Consider the following 23,378-nt stretch of genomic DNA (forward strand, 5'->3'; position numbering starts at 1 on the left):
AATTTGGGAGCAGAGTTTTTAGTAGGCAGGTCCGGGAGTGGAAAAACGAAGCTGATCATCGACAGCATTCAGGATGAATTGCGCCGGGCTCCATTCGGGAAGCCGATCATTTTTCTAGTCCCGGATCAAATGACGTTTTTAATGGAATACGAGCTTGCTAAAACGCCAGATATGGGCGGGATGATACGCGCTCAAGTGTTCAGTTTTTCACGATTGGCCTGGCGCATCCTCCAGCATACGGGAGGAATGAGCAGGCCGTTTCTGACGAGCACCGGCGTACAAATGCTCCTGCGGAAGCTCATTGAGGAGCATAAACAGGAGTTCAAAGTCTATCAAAAAGCGAGTGACAAAAGCGGGTTTACCGCACAGGTTGAGCGGATGCTGACAGAGTTTAAGCGCTATTGTCTGGAACCGGAGGATATCCGCCGGATGGCGGAAAGCGGAACGGCTTCCGAGTATCGCGGAGAACGTGTTTTATCTGAAAAGCTCCATGACTTATCAATTCTGTATCAGCAAATGGAAAAAAGCCTCGCAGATCAATATCTTCACTCTGAGGATTATTTGACATTGCTGGCAGAGCATATCCCGCTTGCGGAAGATATAAAAGGCGCCCATATCTATGTGGATGGCTTTTATCAGTTTACCCCGCAGGAATTCAGGGTGTTGGAGCAGCTTATGGTTCATGCGGAGCATATCACGTTTTCGCTCACAGCGGACAAGCCGTCATATGAGCGGGAGCCGCATGAACTGGAATTGTTCAGAATGACGGGGAAAACCTATTACCGCCTGCATCAGAAGGCGAAGGAACTGAATTTGGACATTACGTATAAAGAGCTGAGCGGGACTGAGCGGCATACAAAGACGCCGGAATTGGCGCATCTAGAGGCACAGTATGAAGCGCGTCCGGCCGTTCCATACGCAGAAAAACAAGAAGCCCTTACTGTGATGCAGGCCGCAAACAGACGAGCTGAGCTGGAAGGCATTGCTCGGGAAATTCACGCCCTAGTCAGAGAGAAGGGATATCGCTATAAGGATGTAGCAATTCTTGCGCGCCAGCCGGAAGACTACAAGGATATGGTGAAGGAAGTTTTCGCAGATTACGAGATTCCTTATTTCATTGACGGAAAAGCATCTATGCTGAACCATCCGTTAATTGAATTTATCCGGTCAAGCCTTGATGTTCTGAAAGGGAATTGGCGTTATGAAGCGGTGTTTCGCTGCGTGAAAACCGAACTGCTATTCCCGCTCAATGAACCGAAGGCCAAAGTGAGAGAACAGGTCGATCAGCTCGAAAATTACTGTATCGCCTATGGTATTAAAGGCGACCGCTGGACAAAGGGCGATCGGTTCCAATACAGGCGTTTTGTGTCATTGGATGATGATTTTGCGCAGACTGATCAGGAAATCGAAATGGAAAACATGTTGAATGACACCCGCGATTGGATTGTTCCGCCGCTTTTTCAGCTTCAAAAACGCATGAAAAAAGCGAAGACGGTTCAAGAGAAGGCGGAGGCGCTCTATCGTTATTTAGAAGAGACGGATGTGCCGCTGAAGCTGGATCAGGAAAGGCAGCGTGCTGAGGATGACGGCAGAATCATTGAAGCGCAGCAGCATCAGCAGGCGTGGGACGCAGTCATTCAGCTGCTTGAGGAGTTTGTTGAAATGATGGGAGATGATGAGATTTCTCTTGATTTGTTTCAGCAAATGATAGAAGCCGGCGCGGAGTCGCTTACGTTTTCTCTAATTCCGCCTGCGCTTGACCAGGTGTTTGTCGGCAATATGGATTTGTCCAGAATGTATGGCACCTCCTGCACCTTTGTGCTCGGGGCAAACGACGGCGTTCTGCCGGCACGCCCTGATGAAAACGGGGTCCTGTCGGATGATGACCGGGAATGGCTGAAAACGATTGGGGTTGAGCTATCCTCAGGCGGACGGGAGCGTTTGCTTGATGAGCATTTCCTCATCTACATGGCGTTTTCAAGTCCGTCTGACCGGCTTTACGTATCGTATCCGATTGCAGATGCAGAAGGAAAAACGCTTTTGCCGTCGATGATCGTTAAGCGGCTGGAAGAACTGTTTCCATATCATAAGGAGCGCCTGTTAACAAATGAACCTGAACAGGTCAGCGATGAGGAACAGCTGATGTATGTCGTGAATAAAAGCGTGGCACAGTCCTTTACCGCGAGCCAGCTCAGGTTATGGACTCGGGAATACGACATCAGCGACGTCTGGTGGAGCACGTACAATGTGCTGATGAGTGAGCCGGACAGGCTGCAGTCGAAAAAGCTGTTCTCAAGCCTGTTTTTCCGGAATGAAGTGAAGCAGCTTGAACGCAGCGTGTCGAGACAGCTCTATGGTGAACGCATTCAGGGCAGTGTATCGAGAATGGAAACCTTTAACGCATGCCCGTTTTCCCATTTTGCGTCACACGGGCTGCATTTGAAGGAACGGCAATTCTTCAAGCTTGAAGCACCGGATATCGGCCAGCTGTTTCATTCCAGCTTAAAGCTGATTTCGGACAGGCTGCGTGAGCAAAAGCTGGATTGGCGCGATTTAACGAAGGAGCAGTGCGAGCTGTTTTCCTATGATGCGGTAGAGCGGCTGGCACCGAAACTGCAAAAGGAAATTCTGCTCAGCTCAAACCGGCATTATTATGTGAAGGAAAAACTGCAAAAAATTGTGACACGTGTGTCCGGCATTTTAAGCGAGCATGCGAAAGCGAGCGGATTCGTACCGATCGGGCTTGAACTGGGCTTTGGAGGAAAAGGGCCGCTTCCGCCGCTGACCTTTCAACTGAAAAACGGTTGTACGATGGAACTCGTCGGGCGAATTGACCGTGTTGATAAGGCTGAAAGCTCAAAAGGCCTGCTCCTCAGGATTGTCGATTATAAATCAAGCGACAAAGGCCTTGACTTAGCGGAAGTATATTACGGATTGGCACTGCAAATGCTGACGTACCTTGATTTATCGATTACACATTCAGCTGACTGGCTCGGGATGAGGGCGACGCCTGCCGGAGTGCTGTATTTCCACATTCATGACCCGATGATTCAATCTAATCTCCCGCTTGGGCTTGACGAGATTGAACAGGAGATCTTTAAGAAATTTAAAATGAAGGGCTTGCTCCTCGGTGATCAGGAAGTGGTTCGCCTCATGGATACAACCCTTCAAGAGGGACGTTCAAATATCATAAACGCCGGCTTGAAAAAAGACGGATCTCTTAGATCAGACTCGGCAGCAGTCGGTGAAAAGGAATTTGATCTTTTGACAAAGCATGTGCGCCGCACCTTCCAGGAAGCGGGCGAACAAATCACCGACGGGCGCGTATCCATTGAGCCGTACAAAATGAAGAACAAGACGCCGTGCACATACTGTGCGTTCAAATCAGTATGCCAATTTGATGAATCACTGGAAGAAAACGAGTATCGCCCATTAAAGGCTGAAAAGGACAAGACAATACTTGAGTGGATAAAAAAGGAGGCGGATGGCAATGAACATTCCTAAACCGGCAGACAGCACATGGACAGATGACCAATGGAATGCCATTGTTTCAACCGGCCAGGATATTCTTGTGGCAGCGGCTGCGGGCTCTGGTAAAACCGCTGTGCTCGTTGAACGAATGATTCGGAAAATCACCGCGGAGGAAAACCCAATAGATGTAGACCGTCTTCTCGTTGTGACATTTACAAACGCCTCAGCGGCAGAGATGAAGCACCGAATCGCAGAAGCCTTGGAAAAAGAGCTTGTACAGCGCCCCGGCTCGCTGCATATTAGACGCCAGCTGTCTCTTTTAAACCGGGCCAGCATTTCGACGCTCCATTCCTTTTGCCTGCAAGTGCTGAAGAAATATTACTACTTGATCGATCTTGATCCGGGCTTTCGGATAGCTGATCAGACGGAAGGCGAGCTACTCGGGGATGAAGTGCTTGACGAGCTGTTTGAAGACGAATACGCAAAGGGTGAAAAGGCGTTTTTTGAGCTTGTTGACCGCTATACGACAGACCGGCATGATCTGGATCTGCAATTTCTCGTTAAACAGGTGTACGAGTATTCCCGATCCCATCCCAACCCGGAGGCGTGGCTGGAAAGCTTTGTTCATTTGTATGATGTATCAGAAAAAAGCGCCATCGAGGAGCTGCCGTTTTATCAATATGTCAAAGAGGATATTGCAATGGTGCTTAACGGGGCGAAGGAAAAGCTCTTGCGCGCGCTTGAGCTGACGAAAGCGCCGGGCGGCCCGGCGCCGCGTGCTGACAATTTTCTTGATGATCTTGCTCAGATTGATGAACTGATTCAGCATCAGGACGATTTCAGTGAACTATATAAGCGGGTGCCCGCCGTCTCTTTTAAGCGTGCCAAAGCAGTAAAAGGGGATGAGTTCGATCCAGCGCTCCTTGATGAGGCGACAGATTTGAGAAACGGCGCAAAAAAACTGCTTGAAAAGCTCAAAACCGACTACTTCACGCGAAGTCCTGAACAGCACTTGAAAAGCCTAGCCGAGATGAAGCCTGTCATTGAAACGCTCGTACAGCTTGTCATCAGCTATGGAAAACGATTCGAAGCTGCGAAACAGGAAAAATCAATCATCGATTTTTCTGATTTGGAGCATTACTGTTTAGCGATTTTGACAGCTGAGAATGACAAAGGTGAACGTGGGCCGAGCGAGGCTGCAAGGTTTTATCAGGAACAGTTTCATGAGGTGCTCGTTGACGAATATCAGGATACCAACCTCGTGCAGGAATCGATTCTGCAGCTTGTCACAAGCGGGCCGGAGGAGACTGGTAACCTGTTTATGGTAGGAGATGTCAAACAGTCGATTTATCGATTCAGGCTTGCGGAGCCGCTTCTTTTCCTCTCTAAATACAAACGGTTTACAGAGAGCGGAGAAGGCACGGGGCGGAAAATCGATTTAAATAAAAATTTCCGAAGCCGGGCTGATATTTTAGACAGCACAAACTTTTTATTTAAACAGCTGATGGGCGGCAAAATCGGTGAGGTCGATTATGACGAGCAGGCTGAGCTGAAGCTTGGTGCAGCGTATCCGGACAATGACGAGACGGAAACAGAGCTGCTGCTGATCGACAACGCAGAAGATACGGATGCAAGCGAGGAAGCAGAAGAGCTTGAAACGGTGCAGTTTGAGGCAAAAGCCATCGCTAAGGAAATTCGCAAGCTGATTTCATCGCCATTTAAGGTGTATGACGGAAAAACGAAAACACATCGCAATATTCAATACCGGGATATCGTGATTTTGCTCCGCTCCATGCCTTGGGCTCCGCAAATCATGGAGGAGCTGAGAGCACAGGGCATACCGGTTTACGCCAATTTGACGTCAGGCTATTTTGAAGCGGTCGAAGTCGCCGTCGCGCTTTCTGTGCTGAAGGTAATCGATAATCCGTATCAGGATATACCGCTTGCCTCTGTGCTGCGCTCACCGATTGTCGGAGCAGATGAAAACGAGCTGTCTTTGATCCGGCTTGAAAATAAAAAAGCGCCGTACTATGAGGCGATGAAAGACTACCTGGCTGCTGGTGACCGGAACGATGAGCTTTATCAAAAGCTAAATACGTTTTACGGACATCTGCAAAAATGGCGCGCGTTTTCGAAAAACCACTCAGTATCTGAGCTGATTTGGGAAGTGTACCGCGACACCAAATATATGGATTATGTCGGCGGGATGCCGGGCGGAAAACAGCGCCAGGCCAATTTGCGTGTTCTTTATGACAGGGCGCGTCAATATGAATCAACGGCATTTCGCGGCTTGTTCCGTTTCCTGCGGTTTATCGAACGCATGCAGGAGCGGGGCGATGATCTTGGTACGGCGAGAGCGCTCAGCGAGCAGGAGGATGTTGTCCGCTTAATGACGATTCACAGCAGCAAAGGGCTCGAATTTCCAGTCGTGTTTGCAGCAGGTCTCGGCCGGAATTTCAACATGATGGATTTGAACAAATCGCACCTGCTGGATAAGGAGCTCGGATTTGGCACGAAGTATATTCATCCGCAATTACGCATCAGCTATCCGACGCTTCCGCTCATTGCGATGAAGAAAAAAATGCGCAGGGAGCTGCTGTCAGAGGAATTGCGTGTTCTCTATGTTGCATTAACGAGAGCGAAGGAAAAGCTGTTTCTGATTGGCTCATGTAAGGATCATCAGAAACAGCTTGCAAAATGGCAGGCATCCGCGTCCCAAACTGATTGGCTTCTGCCAGAATTTGACCGCTATCAGGCGAAAACGTATCTAGATTTCATCGGGCCGGCTCTTGCCAGGCACAGAGACTTGGAGGATTTGGCTGGTGTGCCAGCACACGCTGACATCTCAGATCACCCGGCTCGTTTTGCCGTTCAAATGATCCATTCCCATGATTTGCTTGATGATGATCTGGAAGAAAGAATGGAAGAAAAAAGCGAGCGCCTAGAAGCGATCCGCCGAGGTGAACCAGTTCCCGGCTCGTTTGCGTTTGATGAAAAAGCCCGCGAGCAGCTGAGCTGGACATACCCGCATCACGAGGTGACGCAAATTCGGACAAAGCAATCGGTTTCTGAGATCAAAAGAAAAAGAGAGTACGAGGATGAATACAGCGGCAGGGCCCCTGTAAAGCCGGCTGATGGAAGCATTCTGTTCAGACGTCCCGCTTTTATGATGAAAAAAGGCCTGACAGCAGCAGAGAAAGGGACTGCCATGCATACGGTTATGCAGCATATCCCGCTGTCACATGTGCCGTCGATAGAAGAAGCTGAGCAGACGGTTCACAGGCTTTATGAAAAAGAGCTTCTCACTGAAGAACAAAAAGACGCTATTGATATAGAAGAAATCGTGCAATTTTTCCATACAGAAATCGGCGGACAGCTGATCGGCGCAAAGTGGAAGGACAGGGAAATACCATTCAGCTTAGCGCTTCCGGCCAAGGAGATCTATCCTGATGCACAGGAGGCAGATGAGCCGCTTTTAGTGCAGGGGATCATTGACTGTCTCTATGAAACTGAGGACGGATTATATCTATTGGATTATAAGTCGGACCGGATTGAGGGCAAATTCCAGCATGGATTTGAAGGAGCGGCCCCGATCTTGAAGAAACGATATGAAACGCAAATTCAGCTGTACACGAAGGCAGTGGAGCAAATTGCAAAAACAAAGGTAAAGGGATGTGCGCTTTATTTCTTTGACGGAGGGCACATTCTGACATTATAGCGAGATCCATAAGCTCCGGAATTTCAGGCGGAGCGGGTCTCGTTTTCTATATAAAAGAGAGGTGAAAGCATTTGCGGATTTTACATACGGCTGACTGGCATCTTGGAAAAACGCTTGAAGGAAGAAGCAGGCTGAGTGAACAGGCCGATGTGCTGGATGAAATGAATACGATTGTAAAGGATGAGCAGATCGATGCCATTGTAATGGCGGGGGATGCATTTGACACCGTAAACCCGCCAGCTTTAGCCGAGCAGCTGTTTTATGAAAGCCTGTCTGCGCTTAGCGACAGAGGAAAGCGCCCGATCGTAGTCATTGCCGGAAACCACGATAATCCTGACCGTTTGTCCGCCGCTTCACCGCTGACACATGAAAACGGCATTCATTTAATCGGTTATCCGACAACAGAGCCGATTCATATTGAAGTGCCTTCAGCAGGAGAGCTTTTGGCGGTTGGAGCGCTGGCGTATCCATCTGAAGCGCGGTTAAATGAAGTGCTATCCGATACGTTTGATGAAAAGCTGCTCCGTGATCACTATGATGTGAAAATCAGGCAGGCGTTTGAGCATATGACAAGCCGGTTCCGGAACGATGCAGTGAAGATTGCCGCCAGCCATATTTATGTGGCAGGCGGAAACCAAACCGATTCAGAACGGCCGATTGAAGTCGGCGGTGCATACACGGTGGCTGCTGAAAGCCTGCCGGCAGATGCCGCTTACGTGGCGCTTGGCCATTTGCATCGCCCGCAAACGATCAAGCGGGCGCGGACGCTTGCGCGTTATTCAGGATCTCCGCTCGCCTACAGCTTTTCTGAAGCGGGCTACGCAAAATCAGTGACGATTGTGGACGCAAAGCCTGGGGAAGAGGCCACTTGGCAAGAGGTGTTATTATCAAGCGGCAAGCCACTTGTGAAGTGGAAAGCGGCAAATGGATTGAGTGAGGTGTACAGCTGGCTGGATGAAGGCAGAGATCAGAATGCTTGGATTGACCTGGAAATCCGTGTCGCGGACCAGCTGTCACTTGAAGAGATTCACAGGCTGCGGAAGGCGCACCCGGGCTTTATCCATATCAGGCCGGTTTTTGAAGAACAGAACAAAGACCGGGAACGGATCGAGGTTAAACATGTCTCAATCGAGGACCGCTTTAAGAAATTTTATGAAAAACAAACTGGCGGTGCGGTGCCGGATGAAGAAATGGTGAAGCTGTTTTTAGAGCTTGCATCAGGCGTTGAAGAGGAGGATGTGAAATGAAGCCGATCGCTTTAAGCATTAAGGGGCTCCACAGCTTTAGAGAGGAGCAGACGATAGATTTTGAAGGCCTTTCCGGTGCCGGTGTTTTCGGCATTTTCGGCCCGACAGGAAGCGGTAAATCCTCTATTCTCGACGCAATGACGCTTGCTTTATACGGAAAGGTGGAACGGGCGGCGAATAATACGCACGGTATCTTAAACCAGGCGGAAGATACGCTGTCTGTTTCCTTTACCTTTGCGCTTCAGACGAATCACCAAATCTCATACAAAGTCGAGCGTGTGTTTAAGAGAACGGATGAAATGAAGGTAAAAACGGCACTTTGCCGCTTCATCGAAATCAAGGACGAGCATACGGTGCTGGCTGATAAAGCCAGCGAAGTGAATAAAAGAGTTGAGGAGCTCTTGGGTCTGACGATCGACGATTTTACGAGAGCGGTGGTGCTGCCCCAAGGGAAATTTGCTGAATTTCTGTCTTTAAAAGGGGCAGAGCGCAGGCATATGCTTCAGCGTTTATTTAATTTGGAGCAATATGGAGACAGGCTTGTGAAAAAGCTGAGACGGCAGGCGCAGGAAGCCAATGCGAGAAAAAATGAAATGCTTGCTGAACAGTCCGGTCTCGGTGAGGCGAGCTCAGAGGCAGTGGAGCAGGCTGAAAAGGCTCTCGAACAAGCTGAAGCCCGGCTGGAAGCGATGAGGAAGAACCGTGATCAGGCGAAGGAGCGGTTTACAGAGCATCAGGAGATATGGAATGTCCAAAAGGAAAAATCCGCTTATGAAGAAGAGGAAAAACGTCTCGCAGAAGAACAGTCGCATATAGACAGCATGCAAAAACGCCTGCTGGAAGCAGAAACAGCAGCAGCCCTTAAGCCCTATGCGGACCGGTACGCAGAAGCGATCCAGCATGAGGAGCAAGCTGAAAAGGAACAAACGCTAGCCCAAAAGGATTTAGCAGACCGGACAGCTTTCTTTCAGCAAAAACATGAAGAGTATGAAGCGTGGCGCCAGCATAAAAGCGAGAAAGAGCCTGAGCTTTTAACAGAGCAGGAACAGCTTTCACGCTTGCAGGAAATCGAAATCAAACTGAGTGAGGCCAAGCAAGAGGAAGAGCGCAAAAAGGCTGACCTTCGGCAGAAAGAAGAGGCTCTTCAATCTGTCATGAATGAATTGGAGACGGTAACAGACCGCCTGACACGAGGGCAAAACAGACAGACAGAATTGAAGCAGCAGCTCAAATCCCTGCAGGTGACATCCAATGAGCGAAAAAGCTGCCAGCAGGCTGCAGAAATGGCATTGCGCATCAGACAAACCGAGGAGCAAATCAAAAAAGAGAAAAAACGAAGTGAAGAATTGAACCTCGTGCTGCAGAAGATGAATGAAGAGAAGAATACACTCGTTCAAAAGACGGAAGCGGAAGAAAACAACATCATTCAGGCATATGAGACTGTACAAACTGTGTACCATTTGGTGTGCGAAACGGAACGCTCATTAACACATATGACGGAAGAGGCTAGAAAGAGTCAACACACGCTTCACTTACAGCGTGAAAAAGCAAGGGTGGCACTGCTGACAAAAGAGTTAGCCCAAAAGCTGACTGCCGGAAAGCCTTGCCCGGTATGCGGTTCAACCGATCATGATCCATCTGCCTCAGTACATGAAACGTATGAAGCCGACAGCCATCTTGAAGAGGACATCAAACGGACAGATGTGTTATTGACGGAAGCTGCAGCTCTCAGCCAGGAGATTCTTTCAGCCAAAATTACGCTTGAAGAACAGTCCGCGCGCTTTATTGAACAGTGTCCGTTTTTGCAGACAATTCAAGCACAGAACCTTGAAGCGGCAGCTTCCTTCGAACATCAGCCGGTGTATGAAGCATTTGAAACTGTCAAATTCGAATGGAAACGAATCAAGCAGGACATTCTTTCTGTTAAGACACGAATGGCACAAATGATCGGCGCCTATCAGGAATCTTTAAAAAAAGCCGAGCAGCTTAATGAAAAAATCGGTTTTGAAAAAAGAGAAGCTGACCGTATTGAAAGCATCATCAGCGAGCTTCAATCCTCAATGGACAGCAGTCTGAACATGTTTAAAGAAGCATTTCAGAATCAATCTGTGGACGAAGCAGAAAAATGGCAGCAAGCCATTGAAGAAAAGGACCGGGCTGCAGAAGAATGTGAAAAACGAATTGAGAAGAGTATCGCGTTTCTTGCTGAGCATGAAGCACAAAAGGAAAAACTGCGGGAATCTGGACACCGGCTTGAGCGGGAAAAGCTGGAGCTTCATTATGCGGCTGAACGCATCAAGAGCGTGATAGCTGATTATGAGCACGAACTCGGAGATTATGCAAAAGGAGATTCGATTCAAATCAAACTCCGCTCTGTCCAGCAGGATCTAAAGCTGTTAAAGGAAAAAGAACAATCTTTATATGAAGAACTGCAAAGCGCCCAAATGAAGCTCAACCAGGCGAAAAGCCGGGCTTCTGCAAGCGAGCTCACTCTTCAAGAGGCGAAGGGCAGATTGGAAAAAGCAAAAGCTGCTTGGCTTGAGCATACAAAAAACACCTCCATTACCCGGACTGAGGAGGTTGAACAAAGTCTCATCCCAGCTGATGAACTTGAAAAGATGAAAACCGGCATAGACCAGTTTATGGATAAACTGAAGCAAAATGCTGCAAACTTAAAACGAGTAGCAGAGATACTTGCCGGCAGAGCATTATCAGAGAGCGAATGGAACGAAACCGTTGCAGCATTACAAGAAGCTGAGGACGCATTTGGCGCTGCTATTGAGGAAAAAGGCGCGGCAGCAAAAGCACTGGCTGTCATTCGCGACCATCATAAACGGTTTAATGAAATTGAAGCTGAACTGAAAAAATGGCAGACGCATATCGACAGGCTGGACAAGCTGCAAGCTGTGTTTAAAGGCAATACCTTCGTCGAATTTTTAGCTGAGGAGCAGCTTGAAAGCGTTGCGAGGGACGCTTCAGCAAGACTCAGTATGCTGACAAGACAGCGCTATGCCATCGAAGTAGACTCAGAAGGCGGCTTCGTGATGCGGGATGACGCGAATGGAGGCGTACGACGCCCGGTTTCCAGTTTGTCTGGAGGAGAGACCTTCCTCACCTCGCTTTCACTTGCTCTTGCGCTGTCTGCGCAGATTCAGCTTCGGGGGGAATACCCGCTTCAGTTCTTTTTCTTAGATGAAGGCTTCGGCACACTGGATCAAGATCTGCTTGATACGGTTGTAACGGCCTTGGAAAAACTTCAGTCAGACAATCTGGCTGTCGGTGTCATCAGCCATGTGCAGGAACTGCGTGCACGGCTTCCGAAAAAGCTGATCGTCCATCCGGCTGAACCGAGCGGCCGCGGTACGCGGGTATCACTTGAGTTGATGTGAGGGAGGAGCGGATATGGCAAAGCAGACTGCCGGAATATGTGAGCTGTGCGGCCGGAGCGATGTCCAGCTGACAGAGCATCATCTCACACCGAAAGAGGAAGGCGGAACGTTTTTGCCGACAGCGATGCTCTGTATTCCTTGCCATAAACAGATTCATGCCTTATATACCAATCAAGAGCTCGCCGTACGTTTAAACGGAATGGCTGAACTCAGAAGCGATCCAGAGCTTGCCCGGTTTGTCAAATGGATCAGAAAACAGCCGCCTGAGAAGCTGATCAAAACAAAGAAATCAAATGAACGAAAAAAGAAAAAATGACTAAAAAGCAGCCCTCTCTTTGCAGAGCGGCTGCTTTTATCCGTTTCCAACCATATCCTGATCGTTGACATCGGGGTCTATATAATTTGTCGCGTTGACTGCGTTATTTAATAGAAGGAAATCTCCCGTGTTTCCTGCTCCCGAACCGAGCGCAGATTTTGAAGAGCTTTTCGGAGAAAGGTAAAAGGAATCACCAAAGTTTACGACTCCGCCCGATATGGAATTGATAGCTATAGGCCCGACAATTGCTGGCATAAACGACACCCTTTATCGAAGTCTCTGTTTATTATATGTTCTTGGCGGGCGATTGTGAGCGGGGAGACTGAATCTGTCTGATATGTTTGAGTCTCGCATCACCGCGAATAAGCGAAGCTGATCCGGCATGTAATACAGAAGAGGCTGAGACCCCTTGAATTTTGATGCTGCGAACATAAATAGCCGGCACCTCGTGGCAAAATGCGCTTTGTACACCTGTTTCGGGGAGCGGCTTCACGGCCTGCTGCTGAAAGATCTGATACTCCTTTTTGTTAAATGAGCCTTCATTATGGTAAAACGTGGACAGAGAACGCTGCACAGCAAATACTTTTACACTCATATCGATTTCATTTGTGTCGCCAACTTGAAACACACTTGCGATCCCGAGGGAATTAAACTTAACTAGTCTGATGCGTGATATGCGTTTAAGCATTATTCTGGCGCAAGCGGAGCAAACGGCCCAATAATAAGAGATTCAGGCGGTGTATCAAAAATAGAAGACAGGTAAATGGATTCAGTGTCTCCGATGTGGAAAACGGAGGAACTGGACACACCGTTCATCCGGATGTCCCCGACTTCCAAGCTGCGGTTGATGACTGTAAAGATCATGCTTGCTCATCTCCTTTCATTTCTGATGGAATATGCTCCAGAAAGTGTTCTACAGCGCGGATGACATCACGCTTCACATGCTCAGCGATATGTTCTGCATATTGTGCAGGCGGTGTATTTTCTTCTTTTTTGATATGGGACATATAATAGTGAATCCTGCTGTCCATTTGTTTTCTGATGTCTTCAATAACATGATGCCTGTTTGTATCGTCAAGTCTGCTGTCATATTGATTTTCAAGCTGTTCCAAAATATCTGGGATTTCCTCGGTTAAGTACATGTCGACATTCTGGCGGATCTGCTGCATGAGCTGAGCGCTCTCTTCCTGCTGCATCATCCCGATTTGCGGTGTCGACTGGCTGACGTCAAAGTTTTGGACGCTGTTCGGGTCAGTCGGATTTAAACCGATGTTCAAAGTCCCGTCGAGCCTTTCGATTTTCAGCTGATCAAATTTATACTCCACACGCTCAATGGTAGTGGCCGGCCGCTGTTTCATCGTATTCATTTCAGTTTGAATCTCTTTCAGCTGACGTTCGAGCTGCTGAATGTGAATCGCCTGCTGCTGAACGAAGGAATTCAAGTTTTGCAGGTAAGAGGAAACAGATTGATCATACATGTTCTTCACCTCTTTCATATGATTAACGGCCAGGAGGCTGGAGCGGGACCAATGAACCTGTGTCGGGCTCCTGCAGCTGGAGCGGTTGTCCTGAGCCAGAAACTTCTGGTGCCGGTTCTACATAGCTTCCTGTATTATACAAATTTGACAGTGACTTGATTGATCCGGCGCTCCCGATTTGCAGAATGGAGGAGTTGCTGATTGATTCCAGCCGGAGATAGTTGATTTGAATGGTTTGATTAATATAGAAGTTCATGAGCCTCACTCCTTTTATGCATTGGCCACGATCGGCTGATCAACAGCATCATTGTCATACACATTCGTCGCGTTTTGATAATTCATCACCTTGAGGCTGTCGCCGGTATTAAAGCTGCCAGCACCGGCAAACGTTCTGACCTGAGCCTGAGGAGAAATCGTAATGCAGTCCCCGATGTGAACGACTCCGCTCGTACCAATCGCATTAATTTTAAACGCTCCGACAATGGCCGGCATACGAGCACATCCTTTGTTGAAAAATTAAAAAAAGACAGGTAAAGTGAAATGACAATTCTGATTTCAATTGGGCTATTCACGATAGCTTATGACAAACGCACATATGTGTGAGAGAAATTTAAAGGGGACATATCGGCTCTTGATGAAAGCGTTTTATTTTTTCGGGCCGTTATGTTTAAACATGGCAAAAGAGGATGTTGGGTATAAATTGAGCGGAAATGCGGCGAAGGATGCCGCTATCCGCCTATGGTGATTTTTGTTTATTTCTTTGATGTTTTTGCGTGTAGAATGCTTTTTGGAGTATGTCGTGCTGCGGTATTCGATTTTTGGGCGGGCACATTCTCGCCCTGAGGTATATCCCAGAAGTGCTGAGCAAAAAGCGGAGTTACATGTGGTGTATTCTAATTGTTATAGAAAATGATTTACATACGGGAGTTTTCAAGATATCTCCCAAAAATCATTTCTTCTTTAATCCGGGTATTCAGCAGGATATCCAGCTCTTGGCTGCATTGAATCGTTTCTTTTGAATTCATGCCATATTTTTGTGCGGTTTCAATTAGTGTGATCCTCATTTCTTCAATTTTACTGTTCATTACGCTATCTCCAATTCTAGATTTTATTTTGATATAAATACAGGATATCGTTAGTATAACCTATTTTGGCTCAAAAGGTTGCCTTTCGTCAATTTGACTAAAAAAGCGACAATTTTTGCTGCAGCCTTTTTTAATGGAGAAAGGACTAAAGTCTTGCTAAGTGTGCTTGCAAAAAGTCCTGCCGTTCCTCAATTTCTCTAAGTATGTTTGTCTGCTCCTTTTCGATCTGAAAGGGGCTTTTTTTGATAAAAGGATCATCAGCAGCACTTTGACAAATGTCAAGGTGCCATTCGTTGATGAGAGGAGATAATCGTTCAATAGTAAACGACCGCTTCAGCACGTTTTTCATTAAGGTGTGATATTGCGACCGGAAGGCGGGAATGGATAGAAGCCTTGACGAAAGCGTCTTTCCTTTTGTCAGAAGCGGGTCTTCTTCATACCATTCTTGTACGGCAAGCGATCTTGTCTCCATCGGGGAAACGTAAAGCCGGCCGGATTCGTTTAAACAAAATGTGTAGTAAAAGCCTTGATTGGTGCAGGCGTTGCCGATCAGCCACAAAAAAAACAGCTTGACATCCAGATACAATTTAATCCTTTCAGCCAATTCGTCATCTCCGGCTGTGCGGATCAGTATGAAAAATTCATGTAAGAATGCCGAGGAATCATTGTTAAAAAGGGACAACGGAACCCTTGGATCGGCCGTCTTCACTCCGTAACTCCTTTTACCGGCTGGCTGATGGTTCTTGATGTTCAAATAAATGCCTTCAGGCTGGCCATTGATGGTCAGAAAGCTGTACGAGGCAACGGGAGCAGGTACGCCGATCTGGTCAAAAAAACAATAGGCGAGTCTGCGCCGCATCAGGGACGGATCATCCTGTTCTGCATTCAAAAAAAGTGTCCTTTCACCAAGCAGAGACTTTTCCCAGCTGATTTCATAGGATGCCTTTTCCGCTCTGTCACGCTGTGTGAGAAGAATGGGAGAAACAGATCGATCTGTTACGAAAAGCCCCTTGGCAGTACCTTTCCTTTTCAGCTGCTCCCGATGAAAAAATAAATGCACGCGCTCCATATTCTTTCCTCCTTCTCAAAACGACATTTGTATGATATGTAGAGCAAGCCCGTCCTGAAACGAAATGAAAACGGAAAGGAGAAAAAGGGATTTCAGCATTCGACAGAGAATACATGAAGGAGCATTCTGATTTAAAAGATGATGGAGGAATAACATGAAATTTGCGACAGGGGAACTTTACAACCGAATGTTTGTCGGCCTGATCATTGACGATGAGAAAATTATGGATTTGCAGAAGGCTGAAAAAAAACTGTTTGAACTTGAGACGATTCCGGGATCGCTGATTGAATGTATCGCAGAAGGGGATAAATTCGTTGCGCATGCAAGGCAGCTGGCCGAGTGGGCAAAGAAACCGAATGATGAGCTGGGATCATTTATGTATTCATTATCTGAGGTGAAGCTCCATGCACCCATTACGAAGCCATCAAAAAATATCATCTGCATCGGCAAAAACTACCGGGATCACGCGATTGAAATGGGGAGCGAGGCTGATATTCCGGAGCATCCGATGGTATTTACAAAATCACCGGTAACGGTTACGGGGCATGGTGATATCGTAAAGAGCCATGAAGAGGTTACCTCTCAGCTTGATTATGAGGGAGAACTTGCTGTCGTGATTGGAAAAAGCGGGACTCGCATTTCAAAAGAAGATGCATATGACCATGTTTTCGGATATACGATTGTGAATGATATCACGGCGCGTGATCTGCAAAAAAGGCATAAGCAGTTTTTTATCGGAAAAAGCTTGGATACGACATGTCCGATGGGGCCCGTGCTTGTACATAAATCATCGATTCAGGAGCCAGAGCGCCTCAAGGTTGAAACAAGAGTCAACGGCGAGCTGCGCCAATCCGGTTCGGCAAGCGATATGATCTTTTCCATTCCGGAATTAATTGAAACCCTCTCAAAGGGGATGACGCTTGAAGCGGGCGACATCATTGCCACCGGTACGCCGTCTGGTGTCGGCAAGGGGTTTACGCCTCCAAAATTCTTGCGGTCAGGTGACAAAATTGATATTACAATTGATCCGATCGGAACGCTGTCAAACCAAATTGGCTGAATAAAACTGGAGGGCGGACCCGGACCCGCCCGTTTTTTCTGATAATCATCTTTGTGGCAGAGGACAAGTTCATGGTACTATAAGTGGGGTAATTTATCTGATAGGGGGAACATATATGACACACCTACATATTACGACATGGGTGGTAGCGCTGATTCTGCTTTTCGTCAGCTACTCGCTGTATTCGTCAGGAAGTGCAAAGGGCGCAAAAATCACTCATATGATTCTGCGGTTATTCTATATCCTTATTATTTTGACAGGAGCTGAGCTGTTTGTCCGTTTCGCCAACTGGAACGGAGAATACGCCGGCAAAATGATTCTGGGCATTATCACCATCGGCCTGATGGAAATGCTCCTCATCCGCAAGAAAAAAGAAAAATCAACAGGAGGCCTGTGGGTCGGCTTCGTCATTGTCCTTTTGCTGACAGTGCTGCTCGGTCTGCATTTGCCAATTGGTTTTCAATTGTTTTAATAGAAAAACCTATGAACCCGGCTCTTTGATAGAGTTGGGTTTTTTTATATTTATCCCCTCATATTCCAAATCATTTAAAATAACCTTAAAATTCCCTGTAAGCGGTATCTCGTCCTATGAAATTATGATACCTTCAAGGAGATTCATTATTTTGCAGGAGGGATAACATGAAACGCAGAAAATTCAGCTCGGTTGTGGCGGCAGTGCTTATTTTTGCACTGATTTTCAGCCTTTTTTCTCCGGGAACCAAAGCTGCTGCGGCCGGCGCGATCGATCAGGCGGCTGCTCTGGAAAACGGCAAAGAGCAGACAGGCGCCATGAAGGAGCCGGAACAGGTGAAATGGTACAAAGTGACCCCGGGAGCAACGGATATTCAGAAAAACTCACATATGGCACTGACCGTAAAGAGTGATTCAGTACTGAATGTATCTGTATATCCAAGTAAGGAAAAAGCGCTTAAAGATGAGACGTTTGAGATGTACCGTTCTTTCACAGCGGAGGATGGAAAAAGCGAAGTCATTTTTCCATACGCGTGGAGCGGCCCTTACTATGTAAAAGTTGAATACCTCGGAGAAGAAGAGCCAGAGGACGGCGGAACGGCAGAAGCAGCTGCAGAAGCCAAGTATACGATTGGGTATAAAGGCACCAAAAAACAGCCGTCAGATTTAGAAGAGGAAGAAGCTTGTCCGGTTGAAATGAGTGTCGATCAGAAGAAATCAGGAAAAGGCATCCTGGATAAGTTGAGATCGATTCGTGATGAGCAGCTGAGCCAAACAGCAGAAGGCAAAGAACTGACAAGCCTTTATTACAAAGCAGCACCGTTTATCGTTGCAAAGCTCGCACTAAATAAAACAGCAAGAAATGAAATCTATCAGGATCTTGTGACATTAAAGCCGTTATTTGACGATGTGTCAGAAAACGGAGCATCATCTTCGTATAAGGTCACTGAAAAGGATCAAAAAGCGATCAACCGGCTATATGATAAAGCTTTACAATCAGTCCCGTCATTCCTTAAAGAGGAGATAAAGAAACAAGCGGACCGACTAAATATGAAGCAGCTGCAAGGCAAAACAGCCGGAGCCATTTTAACAGAAAACAATATTGCAGCAAAAAGTGAAGTTCAGACAACAAAGGTTATTTTCAAGGTGAAGGACAATAAAAGCCTCTCATCCGTACATAATGAAATGAAGGGCTTTTCTGCAAGCGCGCAATCGAAAAAAGACATATCTAATGTGAAAAAGGCAAAGAAATTGTTTGACAATCTGTATTCATTTGAACTTCCGAAAGATGAGAAACAGAACGGCGCATATACGGCAAGCGCCAAAAGGGTCAAAAGCGCTGCTGCGACACTATCCAAGATGTCCAATGTAGAGTTTGCGGAACCCGTGCAGGAATACAAAAGCCTGGCAAACGATATTCAGTACCCTTATCAATGGCCGCTTAAAAACAACGGTGAAAACGGCGGTGTCAAAAATGCGGATGTGAAATATGAGCCTGCCAACACATTGCTGTCCAAACGCAAGCTTAACGATACACTCATTGCAGTAGTAGACACAGGCGTAGACAGCACGCTTGCTGATTTAAAAGGAAAAGTAAGAACAGATCTCGGACACAACTTTGTCGGACGGAATAACAATGCAATGGATGATCAGGGGCATGGGACGCATGTCGCAGGCATTATTGCGGCCCAAAGCGATAACGGCTATTCAATGACTGGATTGAATGCCAAAGCAAAAATCATCCCTGTCAAAGTGCTTGATTCCGCAGGTTCCGGAGATACTGAACAAATTGCTCTCGGCATCAAATATGCTGCTGACAAAGGAGCAAAGGTGATTAATTTAAGTTTAGGCGGAGGCTACAGCCGCGTGCTTGAATTTGCTTTGAAGTACGCAGCTGACAAAAATGTCTTGATTGCCGCAGCCAGCGGGAATGATGGAGAAAATGCCTTATCTTATCCTGCATCTTCTAAATATGTGATGTCAGTCGGCGCAACGAACCGCATGGATATGACCGCTGATTTCTCTAACTATGGAAAAGGTCTGGACATATCTGCTCCAGGGTCTGATATCCCGAGCTTAGTGCCGAACGGAAATGTCACGTACATGAGCGGAACGTCTATGGCGACGCCGTATGCTGCCGCTGCTGCAGGATTGCTGTTTGCTCAAAATCCTAAGCTGAAAAGAACAGAAGTTGAGGATATGTTGAAAAAGACGGCAGATGATATTTCCTTTGAAAGTGTCGATGGCGGAGAAGAAGAGTTGTATGACGATTATGGCGATCCGATTGAAATTCCGAAGACACCTGGTGTAGACTGGCATTCAGGCTACGGGCGGCTGAATGTCATGAAGGCTGTCAGCGCAGCTGATTTACAGCTTAAGGTCAACAAGCTGGAAAGCACTCAAACAGCTGTCAGAGGAAGCGCGAAGGAAGGCACACTTATCGAGGTGATGAACGGCAAAAAGAAACTCGGCAGCGCCAAAGCCGGAAAAGACAATGCGTTCAAGGTTAATATCGCGACTCAAAAACAGGATCAAGTACTGTATGTGAAAGCAACAAAAGGCGATGCGAAAACATCGTATAAAGTTGTTGTCGTCAAAGGAAAACCTTCCGGCACACCGAAAGTAAACGCGGTGAAAACGAAGGATACGGCAGTAAAAGGGAAGGCAAACAGCAAAGCGATGATCAGAGTGAAAAACAAATCAAAGAAAGTCATTGCTTCTGCCAAAGCTGACGCAAAAGGAACGTTTTCGGTGAAAATCAAAAAACAAAAAGCCGGAACGGTGCTGTACGTCACGGCTGCGGATACAGATAAAAAAGAAAGCAAGGAAGCAAAAGTGGTTGTTGAAAAGTAACCAAAAAGCGGTGCTCGATGCACCGCTTTTTTATTTGCCCCCCCGTTGGACTGCTGAATACATAATGGATCGCTTTCCGTTTGAAGCCGTCCATTCAAAACGGTCTCCTGTCCCTTCGCTGCTGTAGTGATGCTGCATCGCGCATTGGGCGGTGTCATTTGAAAAGTGATAAAAGGACACACCCTGCTCCGCCGAAGAATTCGAAAAGACTCCTTTATTATAAGAAAAGACGCAATCGAATACCGATAAGCCGAAGCTGTGCAAGTGCTGCAGAAACGCGATAAAGGTTTCGTCGTCAAGAGAATCCAAAAGCGCCATGAGCGGCCGCTTGACTGATTTCTCATAGCGGATGCGTTCTCCGCCGGAAAGGGAGATGTTTTCTGCACCGCATGCCAAAACCAACTTGTCCTGAAAGCCGGCTTGCTCCCACTTTCCTTTATGATGGATCCAGATTGGGCTGTGTTGGAGACTGTCCGCCAGCAGTATATCGCCTTCTCCGTTTTCGATTAAACAGATGCCGTCTTCGATGAGGATGGTGCCGTATTCCCATTTTCGTTCCCCTGTATATATCAATTGTTTCCGTTTCATCCATGCTGTCTCCTTTTTCTTCATTCCTCTCTTTTCTTTCCAATTCAAGCCTGTCCCATACAACTCTTTTATGGACAAATCAACTATCTGCCTATAGATGCATAAACTTACTAAGGTGCTGAAAGAAACGAAATTGTTACGAAAGAAACGGGATTGGAGCTGATGTCACATGTGTGGAATTACGGGTTGGGTCGATTTTAAAAAGCAGCTCGTCCAGGAAAAACAAACGATGGACAGAATGACAGACACTCTTTCCAAACGAGGGCCTGATGATTCAAACGTTTGGGGGGAGCACCATGTTTTATTCGGACATAAAAGACTTGCGGTTGTTGATATTGAAGGCGGACGCCAGCCGATGGCGTGTACCTATAAAGGGGATACGTACACCATTATTTACAATGGCGAGCTTTATAACACGGAAGATTTGCGCAAAGAATTGCGGGCGCGGGGCCATCAATTCGAGCGTACGTCAGATACCGAGGTGCTTCTGCACAGCTACATCGAATGGCAGGAAGACTGTGTCGACCATCTCAATGGCATATTCGCTTTCGCTGTGTGGGATGAAAAGCGAAATTTGTTGTTTGCCGCGAGAGACCGTCTCGGCGTAAAGCCGTTTTTTTACACGAAGGAAGGCTCTTCATTTCTCTTCGGTTCGGAAATCAAAGCAATCCTCGCGCACCCTGATATAAAAGCGAGAGTGGACAGAACGGGACTTTCTGAAATTTTCGGTCTTGGACCGTCCAGAACCCCGGGCACTGGCATATTTAAAGGCATAAAAGAAATCCGCCCGGCTCACGCGCTGACATTTTCCAAAGACGGACTTAATATTTGGCGTTATTGGAATGTTGAAAGCGAAAAACATACGGACAGTTTTGATGACACGGTTGCCAATGTCAGATCGTTATTTCAGGACGCGGTGACGCGGCAGCTTGTGTCGGATGTGCCGGTTTGCACATTCCTATCAGGCGGTCTGGACTCAAGCGCAATTACAGCGATTGCGGCGGGCCATTTTGAAAAGGAAGGAAAAGCACCGCTTCATACTTATTCGATTGATTACGAAGAGAACGATAAATTTTTTCAAGCAAGCGCTTTTCAGCCGAATGATGACGGACCATGGATTGAAAAAATGACAGAGGCTTTCGGCACAACGCACCACAAATGCGTCATCAGCCAAAAAGATCTCGTTGATCATTTGGAGGAAGCTGTACTGGTCAAAGACTTGCCGGGAATGGCGGATGTCGACTCATCCCTGCTGTGGTTTTGCCGGGAAATCAAAAAGGACTTTGTCGTCAGCCTATCGGGAGAGTGCGCGGATGAGATTTTCGGCGGGTACCCGTGGTTCCATACGGCAGATGTTGAGTCTGGCTTTCCATGGATGAGATCAACGGAGGAGCGGATCAAGCTGCTTTCTGACTCATGGCAGAAAAAATTGAATCTGAAAGAATACGTAAATGCCAAATATGAAGAAACCTTGGCAGAAACGCCATTATTAGACGGAGAAACGGGTGTGGATAAAGCAAGAAGACAGCTGTTCTATTTAAATATGCTTTGGTTTATGACGAACCTTTTGGATCGGAAGGATCGCATGAGCATGGGGGCGAGCCTGGAAGTGCGGGTGCCGTTCGCCGATCACCGGCTTGTGGAATATGTTTGGAATATTCCGTGGGAAATGAAAATGCATGATAATCGGGAAAAAGGCATTTTACGCAAAGCGCTTGAAGGTATTTTGCCTGATGACATTCTGTATCGCAAAAAAAGCCCGTATCCGAAAACACACCATCCGGAATATACAAAAGGCGTCAGCGAATGGCTGAAAACGATCAGAAGCCAAAAGGACTCAGTGCTCCATACCTTGCTGGACAGAAAACAATTAGATCAGCTTTTAGAAACGGAAGGCTCCTCCTTCAAGGTGCCGTGGTTCGGGCAGCTCATGAAGGGGCCTCAGCTGATCGCCCATCTTGCTCAAATTCATACATGGTTTGAAGCGTATCGCATTGATATTGACGAGAGGTAGGTTCAATACAAATGTGATTAAAAGCCAGAGATGTATAGATTTAAATAAGAAGGATAGATGAGCAGGGAAATATATGCTCTATCTATCCTTTTTTGTACAACAGCACTATCGAATTGCCCCCGCATTCCTTCAATAAGAATGAATAGGTTTTAATGTTCTGCCGATAAAACTAGCTGATACCGGGCTTAACTTTAATTCCCTAGCCCATACAGAAAGTTGACCAATATGGTGAATTTCGTGAGCGATGATATGGTGTAATATTTCATCTCGCGTATATAAAACACCTGTCTCCCAAGGAACGCTTACAAGTTCATCTTTTATTTGATCTGAATGTGTTTGTAAAACATCAATTATTTCAGTTCGGAATGTATTTGAGAGAGATTTCACTTTATTGAGTGTTTGATAATCAGCGAACTGAACAGCGATATCTTCTTTTCCTTGGATAGCACGAATCCAACTATATTCCACATCAATAATATGAAAAAGGGTATATAAAATATTCTCTACTCCGCCAAGACGGTTTTTAAGTAATTCTTCAGTGGTTAGTTGATGACACCAAGTAAACCATTGATCTCTAACCTGCCAGTTATATTCAAAAAATTTTATCACTGAACTCACT

19 protein-coding genes are annotated in these 23,378 nt (G+C 46.8%); 9 read left to right on the forward strand and 10 right to left on the reverse strand.

Annotated elements, in window-relative coordinates:
• Positions 1 to 3 precede the first annotated feature (3 nt).
• From addB to hlpB, 5 genes are all read left to right on the forward strand, one after another.
• The gene (gene addB, locus MHI44_RS17280) at positions 4 to 3,504 is read left to right on the forward strand and encodes a helicase-exonuclease AddAB subunit AddB (protein WP_339202481.1); all 3,501 of its coding nucleotides are present in this window, start codon (positions 4 to 6) and stop codon (positions 3,502 to 3,504) included.
• Positions 3,491 to 7,189 carry a helicase-exonuclease AddAB subunit AddA gene (addA, locus tag MHI44_RS17285; protein WP_339202482.1) on the forward strand — a complete coding sequence of 1,233 codons (3,699 nt, stop codon included), beginning with the start codon at positions 3,491 to 3,493 and terminating at the stop codon, positions 7,187 to 7,189. The genes addB and addA overlap by 14 nt, the downstream gene beginning before the upstream one ends.
• Before the next feature lie 71 nt (positions 7,190 to 7,260).
• Complete coding sequence (gene sbcD / locus MHI44_RS17290) at positions 7,261 to 8,436, forward strand: exonuclease subunit SbcD (protein WP_339202483.1); 1,176 nt, start codon at positions 7,261 to 7,263, stop codon at positions 8,434 to 8,436.
• A complete protein-coding gene (gene sbcC / locus MHI44_RS17295; RefSeq protein ID WP_339202484.1) occupies positions 8,433 to 11,825 on the forward strand; it encodes an exonuclease subunit SbcC in 3,393 nt (1,130 codons plus the stop codon). The genes sbcD and sbcC overlap by 4 nt, the downstream gene beginning before the upstream one ends.
• Positions 11,826 to 11,838: 13 nt before the next feature.
• A complete protein-coding gene (hlpB, locus tag MHI44_RS17300) occupies positions 11,839 to 12,141 on the forward strand; it encodes an HNH nuclease-like protein HlpB (RefSeq protein ID WP_003233097.1) in 303 nt (100 codons plus the stop codon).
• Positions 12,142 to 12,177: 36 nt separating this feature from the next.
• Here the strand turns inward: hlpB and MHI44_RS17305 are convergent, their stop codons facing one another.
• The 8 genes from MHI44_RS17305 to MHI44_RS17340 form a co-directional block, all read right to left on the reverse strand.
• Positions 12,178 to 12,396 carry a spore germination protein gene (locus MHI44_RS17305; protein WP_003233096.1) on the reverse strand — a complete coding sequence of 73 codons (219 nt, stop codon included), beginning with the start codon at positions 12,394 to 12,396 and terminating at the stop codon, positions 12,178 to 12,180.
• A gap of 31 nt (positions 12,397 to 12,427) precedes the next feature.
• Positions 12,428 to 12,829: a spore germination protein GerPE gene (locus MHI44_RS17310; protein ID WP_010886467.1), complete on the reverse strand. Its 402-nt coding sequence runs from the start codon at positions 12,827 to 12,829 to the stop codon at positions 12,428 to 12,430.
• The gene (gene gerPD, locus MHI44_RS17315) at positions 12,829 to 13,005 is read right to left on the reverse strand and encodes a spore germination protein GerPD (RefSeq protein ID WP_003233093.1); all 177 of its coding nucleotides are present in this window, start codon (positions 13,003 to 13,005) and stop codon (positions 12,829 to 12,831) included. The genes MHI44_RS17310 and gerPD overlap by 1 nt, the downstream gene beginning before the upstream one ends.
• Positions 13,002 to 13,619: a spore germination protein GerPC gene (locus MHI44_RS17320; RefSeq protein WP_003245548.1), complete on the reverse strand. Its 618-nt coding sequence runs from the start codon at positions 13,617 to 13,619 to the stop codon at positions 13,002 to 13,004. Before MHI44_RS17320 ends, gerPD begins: the two co-directional genes overlap by 4 nt.
• A 22-nt stretch (positions 13,620 to 13,641) precedes the next feature.
• Complete coding sequence (gerPB, locus tag MHI44_RS17325) at positions 13,642 to 13,875, reverse strand: spore germination protein GerPB (RefSeq protein WP_003233090.1); 234 nt, start codon at positions 13,873 to 13,875, stop codon at positions 13,642 to 13,644.
• A gap of 14 nt (positions 13,876 to 13,889) precedes the next feature.
• Positions 13,890 to 14,111, reverse strand: coding sequence for a spore germination protein (locus tag MHI44_RS17330; protein ID WP_003233088.1), 222 nt, complete (start codon positions 14,109 to 14,111; stop codon positions 13,890 to 13,892).
• A 422-nt stretch (positions 14,112 to 14,533) separates the two neighbouring features.
• Positions 14,534 to 14,704: an aspartyl-phosphate phosphatase YisI gene (gene yisI / locus MHI44_RS17335; RefSeq protein WP_003233086.1), complete on the reverse strand. Its 171-nt coding sequence runs from the start codon at positions 14,702 to 14,704 to the stop codon at positions 14,534 to 14,536.
• Between the two features lie 145 nt (positions 14,705 to 14,849).
• Positions 14,850 to 15,773 carry a CotH kinase family protein gene (locus tag MHI44_RS17340; protein ID WP_134991603.1) on the reverse strand — a complete coding sequence of 308 codons (924 nt, stop codon included), beginning with the start codon at positions 15,771 to 15,773 and terminating at the stop codon, positions 14,850 to 14,852.
• Between the two features lie 154 nt (positions 15,774 to 15,927).
• On the opposite strand from MHI44_RS17340, the gene MHI44_RS17345 reads away from it, so the two are divergent.
• The 3 genes from MHI44_RS17345 to wprA all read left to right on the forward strand — a co-directional run bounded on the left by MHI44_RS17345 (position 15,928) and on the right by wprA (position 20,157).
• Complete coding sequence (locus MHI44_RS17345) at positions 15,928 to 16,833, forward strand: fumarylacetoacetate hydrolase family protein (RefSeq protein WP_339202485.1); 906 nt, start codon at positions 15,928 to 15,930, stop codon at positions 16,831 to 16,833.
• Between the two features lie 115 nt (positions 16,834 to 16,948).
• Complete coding sequence (locus tag MHI44_RS17350) at positions 16,949 to 17,305, forward strand: YisL family protein (RefSeq protein ID WP_003244937.1); 357 nt, start codon at positions 16,949 to 16,951, stop codon at positions 17,303 to 17,305.
• A 167-nt stretch (positions 17,306 to 17,472) separates the two neighbouring features.
• The gene (gene wprA, locus MHI44_RS17355; protein ID WP_339202486.1) at positions 17,473 to 20,157 is read left to right on the forward strand and encodes a cell wall-associated protease WprA; all 2,685 of its coding nucleotides are present in this window, start codon (positions 17,473 to 17,475) and stop codon (positions 20,155 to 20,157) included.
• A gap of 30 nt (positions 20,158 to 20,187) precedes the next feature.
• On the opposite strand, the gene MHI44_RS17360 is transcribed toward wprA, so the two are convergent.
• Entirely contained in the window at positions 20,188 to 20,769 is a 582-nt protein-coding gene (locus tag MHI44_RS17360; protein WP_124059933.1) for a DUF2777 domain-containing protein, read from the reverse strand.
• Between the two features lie 145 nt (positions 20,770 to 20,914).
• On the opposite strand from MHI44_RS17360, the gene asnB reads away from it, so the two are divergent.
• On the forward strand, positions 20,915 to 22,759 hold the full coding sequence (asnB, locus tag MHI44_RS17365; RefSeq protein ID WP_029726288.1) for an asparagine synthase (glutamine-hydrolyzing): 1,845 nt from the start codon (positions 20,915 to 20,917) through the stop codon (positions 22,757 to 22,759).
• Positions 22,760 to 22,888: 129 nt separating this feature from the next.
• Here the strand turns inward: asnB and MHI44_RS17370 are convergent, their stop codons facing one another.
• Positions 22,889 to 23,368: a DinB family protein gene (locus MHI44_RS17370; protein WP_021479592.1), complete on the reverse strand. Its 480-nt coding sequence runs from the start codon at positions 23,366 to 23,368 to the stop codon at positions 22,889 to 22,891.
• Positions 23,369 to 23,378: the final 10 nt, after the last annotated feature.

Source organism: Bacillus sp. FSL K6-1366 (assembly GCF_037976695.1).
Taxonomy (GTDB): Bacteria; Bacillota; Bacilli; order Bacillales; family Bacillaceae; genus Bacillus; species Bacillus subtilis.

What these genes read in the sequence shown, in the direction of transcription:
- addA (WP_339202482.1), top strand. Translation starts at nt 3,491, where the DNA reads ATGAACATTCCTAAACCGGCAGACAGCACATGGACAGATGACCAATGG.
- sbcC (WP_339202484.1), top strand. Translation starts at nt 8,433, where the DNA reads ATGAAGCCGATCGCTTTAAGCATTAAGGGGCTCCACAGCTTTAGAGAG.
- hlpB (WP_003233097.1), top strand. Translation starts at nt 11,839, where the DNA reads ATGGCAAAGCAGACTGCCGGAATATGTGAGCTGTGCGGCCGGAGCGAT.
- MHI44_RS17305 (WP_003233096.1), bottom strand. Translation starts at nt 12,396, where the DNA reads ATGCCAGCAATTGTCGGGCCTATAGCTATCAATTCCATATCGGGCGGA.
- MHI44_RS17310 (WP_010886467.1), bottom strand. Translation starts at nt 12,829, where the DNA reads ATGCTTAAACGCATATCACGCATCAGACTAGTTAAGTTTAATTCCCTC.
- gerPD (WP_003233093.1), bottom strand. Translation starts at nt 13,005, where the DNA reads ATGATCTTTACAGTCATCAACCGCAGCTTGGAAGTCGGGGACATCCGG.
- MHI44_RS17320 (WP_003245548.1), bottom strand. Translation starts at nt 13,619, where the DNA reads ATGTATGATCAATCTGTTTCCTCTTACCTGCAAAACTTGAATTCCTTC.
- gerPB (WP_003233090.1), bottom strand. Translation starts at nt 13,875, where the DNA reads ATGAACTTCTATATTAATCAAACCATTCAAATCAACTATCTCCGGCTG.
- MHI44_RS17330 (WP_003233088.1), bottom strand. Translation starts at nt 14,111, where the DNA reads ATGCCGGCCATTGTCGGAGCGTTTAAAATTAATGCGATTGGTACGAGC.
- yisI (WP_003233086.1), bottom strand. Translation starts at nt 14,704, where the DNA reads ATGAACAGTAAAATTGAAGAAATGAGGATCACACTAATTGAAACCGCA.
- MHI44_RS17340 (WP_134991603.1), bottom strand. Translation starts at nt 15,773, where the DNA reads ATGGAGCGCGTGCATTTATTTTTTCATCGGGAGCAGCTGAAAAGGAAA.
- MHI44_RS17345 (WP_339202485.1), top strand. Translation starts at nt 15,928, where the DNA reads ATGAAATTTGCGACAGGGGAACTTTACAACCGAATGTTTGTCGGCCTG.
- MHI44_RS17350 (WP_003244937.1), top strand. Translation starts at nt 16,949, where the DNA reads ATGACACACCTACATATTACGACATGGGTGGTAGCGCTGATTCTGCTT.
- wprA (WP_339202486.1), top strand. Translation starts at nt 17,473, where the DNA reads ATGAAACGCAGAAAATTCAGCTCGGTTGTGGCGGCAGTGCTTATTTTT.
- MHI44_RS17360 (WP_124059933.1), bottom strand. Translation starts at nt 20,769, where the DNA reads ATGAAGAAAAAGGAGACAGCATGGATGAAACGGAAACAATTGATATAT.
- asnB (WP_029726288.1), top strand. Translation starts at nt 20,915, where the DNA reads ATGTGTGGAATTACGGGTTGGGTCGATTTTAAAAAGCAGCTCGTCCAG.